Raw genomic sequence first — 14,306 nt, 5'->3', positions numbered from 1 at the left:
CTTAACCTTTTCTTGACTATTTTATTTAAATAAGATTTAAAATGAAGAAAAATTACCCCTCAAAAAATAACTTCGTTTCTGCAGTTATTTTTTTAGTTTTTACTACCCTGTTTTTCTCAAATTCATTAGTGGCACAAGTTGGTATAGGTACATCAGATCCAGATCCTTCAGCAGTTTTACATATTCAAAGTACAGATAAAGGAGTTTTATTACCTAAAGTAGATTTAGAGAATCTTACAGATAAAAATACAGTTCATAATCCAACAGAAGGTTTATTAGTATATAATAAGCGTGATGATAATTCTCGTGACCTAAGAAAGGGATTTTATATCTGGGATGATGAAAAGTGGGATAAAGTAGAAAATCAATCCGATATCGACGATATCATGGAAGAAATAGATGAACGTTTTAATGAGTTAGAAGATGGTTCTGGATGGGCTTTAACAGGAAATAATTTTGATAATGTTTCTAATGCTGAGAGTAAATTTTTGGGTACGACTACATGGCATTCTTTGTTTTTAAGATCAAATGATAAGCAAATTGCGGAATTTGATCCTCATGGAGGTATCGCATTAGGATTTGATACAAAAGCAGATTGGGCCGGAGTAGCTATAGGAAATGCAGCAAGTATCACTGCAGATGAGGCTGTTGCTATTGGAAAAAATTCAAAATCTGGTAGTAAGTCAATTTCTTTAGGACATGGAGCATTAGCAACAAGTAATGAAGCTATAGGTTTAGGTTTTAATGCCAATAGTTCAGGAAGTAAAGCAACAGCTATTGGTAATTCATCTGTTGCATCTGCCAATAACGCTGTAGCGATAGGACAATCAGCATCGGCAAGTGGTAATAGTTCATTTGCAATTGGTTCAAATTCAAGGGCTACACAAAATATTGCTTTTGCAATTGGTGATGGGGCTAAAGCAACTTCTAGCGAATCTTTTGCAATAGGTCAAAATGCTAGTTCCGCTAGTGACCATGGGATGGCTATAGGAGTTGGTGCTAAAACTTCAAGTCAGCAGAATGCTCTTGCTTTAGGTGTAAATGCTCAGGCATCTGGAAATAATAGCATGGCTATTGGACATTCTTCTAACGTTTCTGGGCAATATGCTGCAGCAATTGGATACAATAGTAAAGCTTCGCAACAAAACACTACAGCTTTAGGGTCAAATTCAAATGCTGTAGGGCAAAACTCTACCGCAATTGGTTACCAGGCAACCTCGAATACAGCATATTCAATTGTTTTAGGTAATAATACTAGTGCATCTAACTGGGCAGGATCTAAGGTTGGTATTGGAACAAGCGATCCTACAGCAAAGCTTCACGTGAATGGAACCTTTAGATACGTAGATGGTAATCAAGGAGAGGATAAAGTATTGACTTCAGATGCCAATGGAAATGCCTCATGGAAAGATGCTGCTACACAAGAATGGGTGCAGGATTATATAGATGGTTATTTTGTTTATGCTGAAGTTTACAAGTCTGGGAATGCTACAAAACTATTAAACGCTGGTAATGGAAATAATGCCACAGCGGTATGGAAAGATGTAGATTTTGGGACAGAGGTTGTTTTAAGTACAAATGTGGCAACTTCTTCTACTTCCATTACTGTTCCTGTAAAAGGTATATATCGAATTAGTTATAGTGTAATGATGGATAATACTAGTGGAGGAGGTGGTAAAGATATTTATTTGAAATTACAGAATAACGGTAACGACGTTCCCGGTAGTTTGTCTATAGCAAACGTTAAAAATGGAGATATTAAAACTGTTTCTAAAACAAAATTATTATCTCTTAATGCTAATAATAAATTATCTATAATCGCTGGAGGTCCTGAATCTGATGATAGTATAATTATCATGCCAGACGGTACCAATTTTAATATAGAATTAGTAAGACGACTATAATTTTATAGTGAATATAACTAAAAACCCTAAAAGCTCATATCTTTATTGATTTGAGCTTTTTTTATATCTTTTATTTAATCGTAATTTCGATTATTATTCCACCCCTTCATCCTTTTTTTTTATCTAATTATCTAATAATTAGATTATTTTGATCGGAAATAAAAAAAAAGTATTTAATTCATTTCGATTTACTTAATTTTAAAAACAAAAGAAAAGATGAGCAATATACTAGTTACTGGGGGCTGTGGCTTTATAGGATCAAATTTTATAATCCATTTTCTAAATAATAATCCTAATAAATCAATCATTAACGTTGACGCGTTGACCTATGCAGGAGATCTTCTTAATTTAATCGAGATATCCGATAATCCTAGATACATTTTTGAAAAAGGAGATATTTGTAATAGAGATTTTATAGAGCATTTATTTTCTAAATATGATATTCAGGATGTCATCCATTTAGCAGCAGAGTCTCATGTAGATAATAGTATAGCTAATCCTGATGCATTTATGCAGACAAATATTATTGGGACTTTCAATCTACTTAATGTTGCCAAGGAATATTGGATGAATTCCCCCGGAGATTATAAAGATAAATTTAAAAACTCGAGGTTTCATCACGTTTCTACAGACGAAGTTTATGGCACTTTAGGCGAAGAAGGATTATTTCATGAGACTACTCCTTATGCTCCAAATAGTCCTTATAGTGCATCAAAAGCTTCTTCTGATTTTATTGTTCGCAGTTATCATCATACTTATGGGATGAATGTAGTAACAACTAATTGCTCAAATAATTATGGGCCCAAACAGCATGATGAAAAATTAATTCCTGTTATTATTAGAAAGGCATTATCTGGTGAAAAAATTCCTATCTATGGGAACGGTAAAAATATAAGAGACTGGCTTTACGTTTTAGATCACTGTAAAGGAATCGAGTTAGCTTTTAAGAAAGGAATTTCTGGAGAAACCTATAATGTAGGTGGCAGAAATGAGCGAACCAATATCTATATTGCTGAAAAGATTTGCGAAATACTTGATCAAAAAGTTCCATTAAATTCTGGCAAAAGTTATGCAGAACAAATATCGTATGTTACCGATAGAGCAGGACATGACTTTAGGTATGCTATTGATGCCACAAAAATTGAGAATGATTTAGGGTGGAAGGCAGATGAAAACTTTGAAACCGGAATTGAATTAACAGTTGACTGGTATTTAAATAAATATAAAAGTATTCTTGAGACAGTTTAATTAACCAAAAAACTAACACAACCAGATTATATGAAAGGAATAATTTTAGCAGGAGGATCTGGTACAAGACTCCATCCTTGTACAATAGCAGTAAGTAAGCAATTAATGCCTATCTACGATAAACCAATGATCTACTATCCGCTTTCAACTTTAATGGAAGCAGGAATAAGGGAAATTTTAATTATAAGTACCCCTCATGATATGCCTTTATTTAAAAAATTATTGGGGGATGGAACTAAATATGGCTGTGTTTTTGAATATGCGGTCCAACCTAAGCCAGAGGGCTTGGCTCAAGCTTTTTTAATTGGCGAAGATTTTATAGGCAAAGATAAAGTTGCATTGGTATTAGGTGATAATATTTTTTACGGTTCAGGATTATCTAATTTATTACAGACAAACAATGAACCAGATGGAGGAATTATATATGCATATCACGTGACAGATCCCGAAAGATATGGTGTCGTAGAGTTTGATGATAATCAAAAAGCAATTTCTATTGAAGAAAAACCATCAATACCAAAATCAAACTATGCAGTGCCTGGAATCTACTTTTACGACAATAATGTTATAGATATAGCCAAGAATATAAAGCCAAGTAAGAGAGGAGAATTAGAAATAACTGATATAAATAAGGAATATCTTAATCAAGGAAAACTTAATGTTAGTATATTAGACCGCGGAACGGCCTGGCTCGATACAGGAACATTTAATTCTTTAATGCAGGCGTCCCAATTTGTTCAAGTAATTGAAGAAAGACAAGGGCTAAAAGTTGGTGCTATCGAGGCTTCAGCTTTAAAAATGGGATATATCACAAAAGAGCAATTTGTGAATTTAACTGAGCCCTTTCTAAAAAGTGGATACAGTAAAAATTTATTAGCAACAATTTAATGAAAGTAAAAAGAACTAGCATAGAAGGCTGTTTTGAAATTGAACCAAAAATAATTAATGATAAAAGAGGATATTTCTATGAAAGTTTTAATAAAAAAGTTTTTCAGCAGGAAACAGGTATAAATACAGAATTTGTTCAGGATAATCAGTCATTTTCACAGAGAGGCGTTTTAAGAGGTCTTCATCTGCAGGAAGGTGATTTCTCTCAGGCAAAATTAGTTTCTGCTTTGCAAGGAAAGGTTTTAGATGTGGTGGTAGATCTAAGAAAAGAAAGTGAAACCTTTGGCGAAGTTTATAGTACATTGCTTTCCGAAGAAAATAAAAAGCAATTATTTGTTCCCAGAGGTTGCGCTCATGGATTTGTTGTTTTAAGTGAAACAGCGCTTTTTTACTATAAATGCGATAATTTTTATAATAAAGAAGCTGAAGCAGGAATTATTTATAACGATAAAGATCTTTGCATAGATTGGCAGTTATCTGAAGAAGAATTGATCATATCAGATAAGGATTTAGTTTTACCTGGTTTCAAACAGTATATTTCTCAATATTCTGAAGTACAATAATATGCTTAAAATTCTTGTTACTGGTGGTAAAGGACAACTTGCACAATGTATTAAAAAGTTAAGCAGTTCTTATCAATTTGAATTCATTTTCAAAAGCTCTTCAGAATTAGATATTACTAATGCAAAAAATATAGAGCAAGAATTATCTAATTATAGTTACGATTATTGCATTAATTGCGCTGCTTATACTCAGGTTGATAAAGCAGAATCTGATGTAACAAAAGCTGATCTCATAAACCATATCGCTGTTGAAAAACTGGCTAAGGCTTGCTCGAAAAATCAGGTGAAATTAATTCATATTTCTACAGATTTTGTTTTTTCGGGAGATAATTCTCTACCTTATTTAGAAGACGATAAAACCAATCCTTTAGGAATTTATGGTAAAACTAAACTTGACGGAGAATCTAAGATTCTACAAAATTTAGATCAATTTTTTATCATCAGAACTTCCTGGTTATATTCTGAATTCGGAAACAATTTTTTAAAGTCGATGCTAAAGTATGGTAAGGAACGAGAAGAACTATCTGTAGTTTTTGATCAGGTAGGTACGCCTACTTACGCTATGGATTTAGCTGAAATGATTCTTAAGATCATCCAATCTCAATCAAAAAAATATGGGATTTACCATTATAGTAATGAAGGAGTCGCTAGTTGGTATGATTTTGCTTTTAACATTTTTAAATTGGCAGAGATCAATTGTAATTTAAAACCTATACGATCCCAAGACTACCCAACACCTGCAAAAAGACCTGCGTTTAGTGTTCTTGATAAATCTAAGATTAAAAAAACTTTTCAGGTTGAAATTCCACATTGGCAGAAATCGCTTTCAAAAGCTATTCAGAATATAAACTAAAACAAAAAAGCTTCAATTTTAATTGAAGCTTTTTTATAGTTTCTAATATTTAACTCGATAATTGAGTTTAAATCCTCTAGTTCACGATTTTTATAGTGATGTCTAAATAAAGACTATTTTCAAACAAATACCTCAAAGGATAGACCTGAAGCAATTTTTTCTATTTCCTATTTCCAAAGATTCTAAGTAGGAAAAGGAACATATTTATAAAGTCTAAGTAAAGTGTAATAGCTCCCATTAATGCTAAATTATGGCCGATATCTGAATCTTCCATTCCTGCTCTATACATTCTTTTGATCTTTTGAGTGTCGTAAGCAGTTAGGCCAACAAAAATCAAAACACCGGCATAAGTAATTACCCAATATAAAATTTCACTAAAAAAGAAAATATTTACGATCGAGGCGATTATAATCCCGATTAATGCCATAAAGCAAAGATTACCAATACTGGTAAGATCTCTTTTAGTAAAATATCCGTAAGCACTCATAGCACCAAACGTACCGGCAGTTACAAAAAAGGTTGTGGCTATAGAAGCTGAAGTAAATACAAGTAAAATAAATGATAAAGTAATCCCATTTAACACGGAATACAGGATAAATAAAGCTGTAGCGGTAGTAGTCGACAACTTTTGAATATTAGCGCCAATATATCCAACTAATAAAACTTCCCCAATTATAAGTCCGTAAAAAACAAGCTTATTAGAGAAAATTAAATTCATAAATTCATAACTACCAGCAGCAAAAAATGCAGTTACACCGGTAATTAGAAGTGCTAGTGACATCCAGTTAAAAACCTTATTTATATAAGCTGTTTGTCCTTGTTTAAGTTGCGCATCAGAGTAAATTACCTGCTCTTCAGGATTTATATTTTCTGATATTTGAGAGTCTGAATTCATAATTTCAATTTACGGTTTAGTGTAAAAATATAGATTTATTTATTACAAAAATAGTCGAATTTCTATTAGTTGTGATACAAAAAAGGATTGCCACTGGCAATCCTTTGATATTCAATAAGAATAAAAAATGTAAATTAGATTCCGGTGTAGTTTTGTGGAGTAATTTTCTTTAATTCTTCTTTTATATGATCTTCAACTTCTAAAGTTTCAATAAAGTTCGCGATACTTGTTTTATTGATTTTTTCGTTAGTACGAGTAAGTCCTTTTAGAGTTTCATAAGGATTTTTAAAACCTTCACGTCTTAATATCGTCTGGATTGCTTCAGCAACAACCGCCCAGTTAGCTTCAAGATCTGCATTAAGCTTTTCTTCATTCAGCAATAATTTATTTAAGCCTTTTAAAGTAGACTGAAAACCAATTAGCGTATGACCAACAGGAACGCCTATATTTCTTAAAACAGTACTATCCGTTAAATCTCGCTGTAATCTACTCACTGGTAATTTAGCGGCTAAATGCTCAAAAATAGCATTGGCGATACCCAAGTTCCCTTCACTGTTTTCAAAATCGATAGGATTTACCTTATGTGGCATGGCAGAGCTTCCTATTTCTCCAGCTTTGATCTTTTGCTTAAAATAATCCATAGAAACATACGTCCAGATATCTTTATCTAAATCCAGGATTATGGTGTTTATTCTTTTTAACGCATCAAAAAGTGCAGCCATGTGATCGTAGTGCTCGATTTGAGTTGTTGGGAAAGAATGTTTCAAACCAAGAGTGTTTTCTACAAATCCGCTTCCAAATTTCTTCCAGTCGGTTTCTGGATAAGCTACGAAATGCGCATTGTAATTTCCGGTAGCACCACCAAATTTAGCTGCGTGACTGCAAGCATCTAAAAGCTCTTTTTGTTCTTTTAAGCGAGTAGTAAAAACCTCTATTTCTTTTCCAAGTCGAGTAGGAGAGGCAGGCTGGCCGTGAGTACGGGCAAGCATTGGTACATCTTTCCAATCTTTAGCAAGTGATTTTAATTTGCTTATAATTTCGTCTAATTGCGGAACATAAACTTCTTCTATCGCATCTTTTAACGAAAGCGGAACCGCAGTATTATTAATATCTTGGGAAGTAAGCCCAAAATGTATAAATTCTTTCGAGGTTTCTAAGCCTAATTTTTCAAACTCTTCTTTTAAGAAATATTCTACCGCTTTTACATCGTGATTGGTTGTTTTTTCAATCTCTTTGATCGCTTGTGCATCCTGAGTTGTAAAGTTTTCGTACAATCCACGAAGTTGTGGAAAAACAGCCTCTTCCACATCTTTTAGCTGTGGTAAAGGTAGTTTACATAAGGCGATAAAGTATTCAACTTCTACTTTTACACGATATTTTATAAGCGCATTTTCACTAAAATAAGCCGATAAAGCCTTTGTTTTAGAATGATATCTTCCGTCTATCGGAGAAATTGCATTTAGCGGTGTCATTTTCTTATTTTAAAAGTTAAAGCGTAAAGATAGTGCTTCAAAACCATCTGCGAAACCACTATCTTAATTTCTTTAATATTTTTGTGCCGCGGGATTTAAAACCGGCAGACTGATATGCCAAATTTCGTTCCAAATAAGCTTTTAATTCGGTATGGATCCAGTCTATTTTATAACCCAGATAAAAAAGACTTTGCATAGAAAAAGCTTTAGTCGCTATTTTACTGTCTGTTAGTAACCAATCGAAACAAACACTTGCCATTTGTTCCAAGGATTGCTGCGGAAGTTTAAAATCTGGATCTTTATATTGAAATTCGCTAATTTTCTCCATTAATTTTGAAATACAGCGTTTCTCGGTTTCTGAAGTGATTTTGGTTGATATTTCAATGATTTCTTCGGAATAATTTTTCACTTCTTCCCAGTGATCTCTGGCATAAAACTCTAGAGCTACAATTGCTTTTAAGCGATATGCTGAAGATTGCTGAATAACCTGAATTAAATCCGGTAGAAACTGGTTTTCGCTAATTATCCTGCTGAAATTCGCCCTACTTTCAGCATGCATAGTCATTGTATCGAGCTCATATTCGATATTCAAGAGATAAATCTTTTACGAAGTTCTTCGGCCATTTTTGGGACGCCACTTACTGCTTTTTCAGCATAAATATTTAGATATTCATTCTCCCGAATATTAGGATTTGGATCTATAAAGTAAACCGGAGTTTTCACTGGAGCGAAATCGATAAGGCCCGCTGCTGGATACACCTGCATAGAGGTTCCAATAATTGCAATAATATCGGCATTTGATACTTTTTGAATCGCTTTTTCCATCATTGGGACTGCTTCGCCAAACCAAACCACATGCGGACGTAATTGAAAATTATGTTCGCAAAAATCACCAATTTTAATATCCTGCTTCCAGTCGATTACCAAGTTCTCATCAAAAGTGCTGCGAGCTTTTAAAAGTTCGCCATGTAAATGCAACACATTAGAACTGCCGGCACGTTCGTGAAGATCGTCGATGTTTTGGGTAATGATTTCAACATTAAAATCCTGCTCTAATTCGGCCAAAACCGTATGTGCTTTATTAGGATCAACGCTTAGCAGCTGTTTTCTACGCTGATTGTAAAAATCGAGTACCAATTCCTGATCTTTTTCCCAGCCTAACGGAGAGGCAACCTGCATTACATCATGTCCTTCCCATAAACCATCGGCATCTCTAAAGGTTTTAATTCCGCTTTCTGCACTTATTCCTGCTCCTGTAAGAACTACAAGATTTTTCATGATCTCAAATTTTTAAAAAAGATAATGATTTTATAGAAAATCAAAAGTTTCGATATTCGATAAAATTGATTCTAATTTTATCGAATATCGAATTTAGAGCAATGCTCACCATTTATACTGAATCAAATAAAGCTTTGTATTTAATAATTTCAGTCAGAATGGGCTTTTATACGAGGTTTTTGGCCTTTTAATAATTTCATTTTTATATTTTTGAAGTTATATGAATGACCCTGCTCTAATTTCTTATTTAGAAGATTTTCTTACCGATCGTAGAAGATCACTTATGAATAAAGTGATCGATCAACGAACTAATCATATAACTGTGGCTACACAAGATGTATATCAATTACATAATACCAGTGCAGTTATACGAAGTTGTGATGTTTTTGGAATCCAAAATGTACATGTAATTGAAGAAAAATTTCCTAAAAGGATAGATCGTGAGATAGCTATGGGCGCTCAAAAATGGGTTACTGTAAATCGTCATGCTTCAGCTAAAGAATGTATTTCGCATTTAAGGGAAAGTGGCTATCAAATTGTAGCGACAAGCCCCCATAATGATTCTTTACACTTGGGAGATTTTGATGTCAATAAGAAGTCGGCTTTATTCTTCGGGACAGAGCGTCATGGACTATCAGACGAAATCATGAAAGAAGCAGATTGTACATTAAAAATACCAATGTATGGTTTTACGGAGAGTCTAAATATCTCTGTTTCTGCCGCGATCATATTACAAAGTCTGGCTGAGAGGATTAGGAAAGAAGATGTGAGTTGGCAACTAAATGAACAGGAAAAAGAGGACTTAAAGTTTAAATGGCTTAAAAATAACCTGAAGAATAGTAATGAGCTTATTTCTCATTTTTATTCGAAATAATTGCTAATTTTAACAAAAAGTAAATTTTACAGATGACGCTTTTCTTCTACGTGATTATTGCGATAATTACGTTTGTTGCTTTTTTACATGCCTGGTCTAAAAAGGATTATGATGTTAGTCGAACTATTGTAATTAATAGATCGAAGGCAGATATTTATGGTTTTGTACGCCAACTTAAGAATCAAAAGAAATGGATTTCCCAGTTGCAAGGCGCTAAAACCGCAAAATTAAGGTTTAGTGGTGTAGATGGTAAAGAAGATGCTATCGTATATTGGAAAGGCGATAAGACTATTGGTGAAGGTACACAAAAGATCATAAAAGTAAAGCCAGGACATGTTTTTGAAACCAAATTATTACTGGTTAAACCTGTAGAAGCAGTTGCAATGGTTTATTTTGCTTCTAAAGAAATTCAGCCAGAAAGAACAAAGATCGTATTTGGTGTTCGTGGTTATTTGCCGTTTCCTTATTCTGTGATCTCTATTTTTTATAGTATGGAAAATAGATTGGGAGAAGATTTTGAGAAGAGCCTTCAAAACCTAAAAACTTATCTTGAAAATGATAATATTTAATTCTTGTTTCGCTGAAGTAATTTATATTCTTCCCAGCATCCGCTAATGGCATCAAGAATTTGAAGATCTGTAGCAGTATTTACAAAATCTTCAGAATAATTACACCTACTTAAAACTTCTTCAATTTCAGCTTTACTTAGTTGTAACATGGCGCTTAGGGTTTCTCTATTGTATTTAGAACCTAAAAGGTCACGAATACTTTCGTCTTCCTTCATTTGTCTAAGCTTGCGTAATTGTCGCTCTCTTCGGCTAAAGAGATTATTAAGCGCATCTGCAGGATTAAATATAGAACCAACAACTTTATTAAATGCACTTGGAGAAGAACCTCCGGCCTCATATCCTATATTAAGGCCGGAAATACTATATCTCTTATTTTCGTAAATCGGAATATTCTTAGCATCAATTTCAAGATATCCGGTAAGTTTTACGTCGCTAACGGTAACTTCTTCTAAAGCGATACCAACCTCGGTCATTTTCACTTTTACATTACCATATTTTAACCAGTCGTTAGTTACTCTTACTTTAATAGATTTGAATCCTAAATAAGTAAAATATAAAGTATCGTTTGCTGTAGCATGGATCTCAAAAGAACCATCTTCTTCAGAAGTACTTCCTTTTACCTGGTTCAAATTTACAATATGAACATTTTCTAAAGGTACATCGTTAGCCGCGTTCATCACGGTTCCCGAAATAATATCCTGAGCGCTTGCCAGTTGACAAACAAAAAATACTGAAAATATAAAAGTAACTAACTGCTTCATAAATCTTGGGGCCTAAAATATAAAAATCATTCTAAAAAATGATGCCAAAATAGGCTTAAACCTAGCTTATTTTTTAGATTTTCTCCTTTTTATCGAATTTTCTATATTCTTACCACGACTCCCAGAGCCTTTGGATTTCTTGCCTTTAAATCCAGAATCTCTTCCGTCTTTTGAGCGTGATCTCCCCTTACCGCCAGATTTAAAATCGCTTTTTCCAAAGCCGCCACCGCCGCCTTTACGACCTTTACGTCTGCGACCGCCATTACCACCGCTACTATTTGAGTTTTTGGTGATTTCTACGTTAATTCTTCTTCCCTGATATTCAAAATCATTAAATGCGGTAAGAACTTTATCGGTTTCAGAATTTTCAGTATTAAAGAATGAAAAGCTGTCTTTTACATCTACCTTAAATACTCCATCTTTACCCAATTGTAAAGCGTCTTTAAGGAAATCTTTTAAGCTCATCCAATCAAATCCATCTTTCTTACCAACGTTCATAAAGTAACGGGTAGAGTTTGGATCTAGATCTACATTAGCTCCACCACTAACTGGAGCAAGATCATTCGCTTTTTTATAATAATTAGAGAACCTAGTAAATTCAACAGAAAAGAACTTTTTAATTAGTTCTTCTTTACTGAAGTCTTCCAATACTTTATTGATATTAGGAAGATATTCATCGATATCGTGATTGATCTCTGTATTCTTAATATCATTAGCTAAATGCAATAGCTGCACTTTGCAAATATCTTTACCGTCTGGTAACTGCTTCTCATCAAAAGATTGTTTGATGATACGCTCGATACTTTTAATTTTTCGAAGTTCACTTTTAGAAACGATTACCATCGAAGTACCAGTTTTACCGGCACGACCAGTACGACCACTACGGTGTGTATAGGTCTCTACTTCGTCTGGTAATTGATAGTTTATTACGTGAGTAATATCGTCTACATCAATACCTCTGGCAGCAACATCTGTAGCCACCAACATTTGGATTTGGCGAGTTCTAAAAGACTTCATCACCAAATCACGTTGATTCTGACTTAAATCTCCGTGTAATGCAGCAGCAGAATAACCATCTTCGATTAAACGCTCTGCAACTTTTTGCGTATCTCTTTTAGTTCGGCAAAAGATAACCGAGAAAATATCTGGATTAGTATCAGCTAAACGTTTTAAAGCTGCATATCGATCACGTGCATTTACCAGGTAAAATTCGTGCGATACGTTAGTAGATCCCATGTTTTTGCTACCAACGGTAACCTCGATAGGACTACGCATAAACTTCTTAGCGATCGTTGCCACTTCTTTAGGCATTGTTGCAGAGAATAACCAGGTGTTCTTCTCTTTAGGAGTATGAGATAGGATAGAAGTGATATCTTCATAAAATCCCATATTCAACATTTCATCTGCTTCATCTAAAACGCAATACTCGATTCTTGAGATATCGGTAAGTTTACGTCTTATCATATCCTGCATTCTCCCAGGAGTTGCAACAATGATCTGGGCACCGCGCTCTATTTGCTTTGCCTGTTCTGTAATACTTGCTCCACCATAAACCGCTACCGGATGTAATGAAGGCTCGTATTTAGAGTAATTCTTTAGTTCGTTTGTAATTTGGAGGCATAATTCTCTGGTAGGAGATAAAATTAATGCCTGTGTGTGCTTTGATTTCGGGTCTATTTTCTGAATCAAAGGGAAACCAAAAGCTGCCGTCTTTCCTGTCCCGGTCTGGGCTAAGGCAACCATATCGGTCTCTTCGTCTAATAAAATGGGGATGGTTTTTTCCTGTACTTCACTAGGACTTTCAAAGCCCATGTCTTCAATAGCTTTTAAAATAGAGGAATTTAAACCTAATTCTTGAAATTTATTCATTATAAAATTTAATAAGCTGCAAATGTACGTATTAGTTTACAGCTTATCACATTATATTTTTAATTCCTCTTTTATTTGGAAAGATACTCCATTAAAGCCTTGAAAGCCTTGCCACGATGGCTAATTTCAGCTTTTTCTTTCATTTCCATTTCAGCAAAAGTACGATCGTAGCCTTCAGGAATAAAAACAGGATCGTATCCAAAGCCCTTTTCGCCGCGACGTTCCTCGATAATTTCACCTTTGCAAATACCTGTAAACAGGTTTTCGTTGTCTTTTAAATTTAGGGCGATCACAGTTTTAAAATGTGCTTTCCTGCTTTCTTTATCTTTAAGTTGATCTAGAAGTTTAGCAACATTCGCTTTATCATCTTTTTGTTCCCCGGCATAACGAGCAGAATATACTCCGGGAGCTCCTGCCAGTGCATCCACTTCAAGACCTGTATCATCTGCAAAACAATTGTAGCCATAACGATGGCGAACATATTCTGCTTTTAAAATAGCGTTACCATCAATGGTATCGGCGGTTTCAGCAATATCCTCAGTACAGCCAATATCATCTAAGGATAATAAGGTGATGTGATCTGGAAGCATCGCTTCGATTTCTTTAAATTTATTTTGATTGTGAGTTGCAAATACTAATTCCATGTATATTATCTGTGGTGATAGGGTTCGTTTTTTAAGATGGTAAAGCCGCGGTAAATTTGTTCGGTTACAAAAAGTCGTACCATCTGGTGAGAGAACGTCATTTTGGATAGAGATATTTTACCATTGGCGCGTTGATACACCGCTTCAGAAAATCCGTAAGGGCCGCCAATAACAAAAATGAGTTGTTTTAAGCCGCTATTCATTCTTTTCTGAAGGTATTCTGAAAAAGCTTCCGAAGAAAATTGTTTTCCGTTTTCATCCAAAAGCACTAAATAATCTGAAGTTTGTACTTTATTAAGAATCAATTCGCCTTCTTTCGATTTTTGCTGATTTTCGTCTAAATTTTTAGCCTTTTTTAGATCTGGAATCACATCGATTTCAAATTTTGTATAAAACTGAAGCCGTTTTAGATAGACCTCGATTAGCTTTTGTAATTCCTTGCTATCGGTTTTTCCTATGCAGAGTAATTTTATCGTCATTCGGTATAT

Annotated in this window: 15 protein-coding genes; 7 read left to right on the top strand and 8 right to left on the bottom strand. The window is 34.3% G+C overall.

What is annotated here, in order from left to right; translation table 11 throughout:
- Positions 1-41: 41 nt before the first annotated feature.
- The 5 genes from BM201_RS07325 to rfbD all read left to right on the top strand — a co-directional run bounded on the left by BM201_RS07325 (position 42) and on the right by rfbD (position 5,456).
- A complete protein-coding gene (locus BM201_RS07325) occupies positions 42-1,904 on the top strand; it encodes a hypothetical protein (RefSeq protein WP_092541115.1) in 1,863 nt (620 codons plus the stop codon).
- Positions 1,905-2,120: 216 nt separating this feature from the next.
- Positions 2,121-3,152 (top strand): dTDP-glucose 4,6-dehydratase, encoded by a 1,032-nt coding sequence (gene rfbB, locus BM201_RS07320; RefSeq protein WP_092541113.1) that lies wholly within the window; start codon positions 2,121-2,123, stop codon positions 3,150-3,152.
- Positions 3,153-3,182: 30 nt separating this feature from the next.
- Complete coding sequence (gene rfbA / locus BM201_RS07315) at positions 3,183-4,040, top strand: glucose-1-phosphate thymidylyltransferase RfbA (RefSeq protein ID WP_092541111.1); 858 nt, start codon at positions 3,183-3,185, stop codon at positions 4,038-4,040.
- A complete protein-coding gene (rfbC, locus tag BM201_RS07310) occupies positions 4,040-4,603 on the top strand; it encodes a dTDP-4-dehydrorhamnose 3,5-epimerase (RefSeq protein WP_092541109.1) in 564 nt (187 codons plus the stop codon). Before rfbA ends, rfbC begins: the two co-directional genes overlap by 1 nt.
- Position 4,604: 1 nt before the next feature.
- Positions 4,605-5,456, top strand: a complete 852-nt coding sequence (gene rfbD / locus BM201_RS07305; protein WP_092541107.1) for a dTDP-4-dehydrorhamnose reductase — start codon at positions 4,605-4,607, stop codon at positions 5,454-5,456.
- Positions 5,457-5,616: 160 nt separating this feature from the next.
- Here rfbD and BM201_RS07300 read toward each other — a convergent pair whose 3' ends face one another.
- The 4 genes from BM201_RS07300 to BM201_RS07285 form a co-directional block, all read right to left on the bottom strand.
- Entirely contained in the window at positions 5,617-6,351 is a 735-nt protein-coding gene (locus BM201_RS07300; RefSeq protein WP_092541105.1) for a Bax inhibitor-1/YccA family protein, read from the bottom strand.
- A gap of 134 nt (positions 6,352-6,485) precedes the next feature.
- On the bottom strand, positions 6,486-7,823 hold the full coding sequence (gene purB / locus BM201_RS07295) for an adenylosuccinate lyase (protein ID WP_092541103.1): 1,338 nt from the start codon (positions 7,821-7,823) through the stop codon (positions 6,486-6,488).
- A gap of 58 nt (positions 7,824-7,881) precedes the next feature.
- A complete protein-coding gene (locus tag BM201_RS07290; RefSeq protein WP_139219157.1) occupies positions 7,882-8,415 on the bottom strand; it encodes a hypothetical protein in 534 nt (177 codons plus the stop codon).
- Complete coding sequence (locus tag BM201_RS07285) at positions 8,412-9,101, bottom strand: SIR2 family NAD-dependent protein deacylase (protein ID WP_092541099.1); 690 nt, start codon at positions 9,099-9,101, stop codon at positions 8,412-8,414. Before BM201_RS07285 ends, BM201_RS07290 begins: the two co-directional genes overlap by 4 nt.
- Before the next feature lie 220 nt (positions 9,102-9,321).
- Here BM201_RS07285 and BM201_RS07280 point away from each other — a divergent pair, with 220 nt between their 5' ends.
- The gene (locus BM201_RS07280) at positions 9,322-9,975 is read left to right on the top strand and encodes a TrmH family RNA methyltransferase (protein ID WP_092541097.1); all 654 of its coding nucleotides are present in this window, start codon (positions 9,322-9,324) and stop codon (positions 9,973-9,975) included.
- 32 nt (positions 9,976-10,007) lie between these two features.
- Positions 10,008-10,544 (top strand): SRPBCC family protein, encoded by a 537-nt coding sequence (locus BM201_RS07275; protein WP_092541095.1) that lies wholly within the window; start codon positions 10,008-10,010, stop codon positions 10,542-10,544.
- On the opposite strand, the gene BM201_RS07270 is transcribed toward BM201_RS07275, so the two are convergent.
- The 4 genes from BM201_RS07270 to rlmH all read right to left on the bottom strand — a co-directional run bounded on the left by BM201_RS07270 (position 10,541) and on the right by rlmH (position 14,297).
- Positions 10,541-11,305: a carboxypeptidase-like regulatory domain-containing protein gene (locus tag BM201_RS07270; RefSeq protein ID WP_175486998.1), complete on the bottom strand. Its 765-nt coding sequence runs from the start codon at positions 11,303-11,305 to the stop codon at positions 10,541-10,543. The two genes, BM201_RS07275 and BM201_RS07270, sit on opposite strands and share 4 nt — an antisense overlap.
- 66 nt (positions 11,306-11,371) lie before the next feature.
- Positions 11,372-13,174 carry a DEAD/DEAH box helicase gene (locus BM201_RS07265; RefSeq protein ID WP_092541093.1) on the bottom strand — a complete coding sequence of 601 codons (1,803 nt, stop codon included), beginning with the start codon at positions 13,172-13,174 and terminating at the stop codon, positions 11,372-11,374.
- 71 nt (positions 13,175-13,245) lie between these two features.
- Positions 13,246-13,818, bottom strand: a complete 573-nt coding sequence (locus BM201_RS07260; RefSeq protein WP_092541091.1) for a non-canonical purine NTP diphosphatase — start codon at positions 13,816-13,818, stop codon at positions 13,246-13,248.
- Positions 13,819-13,823: 5 nt separating this feature from the next.
- The gene (gene rlmH, locus BM201_RS07255) at positions 13,824-14,297 is read right to left on the bottom strand and encodes a 23S rRNA (pseudouridine(1915)-N(3))-methyltransferase RlmH (protein ID WP_084840594.1); all 474 of its coding nucleotides are present in this window, start codon (positions 14,295-14,297) and stop codon (positions 13,824-13,826) included.
- Positions 14,298-14,306 lie beyond the last annotated feature (9 nt).

This window comes from Zunongwangia mangrovi, assembly GCF_900112105.1.
GTDB classification, from domain to species: domain Bacteria; phylum Bacteroidota; class Bacteroidia; order Flavobacteriales; family Flavobacteriaceae; genus Zunongwangia; species Zunongwangia mangrovi.
The sequence above is the reverse complement of the archived record's forward strand: the minus strand, read 5'-3'. Positions and strand labels throughout refer to the sequence as shown.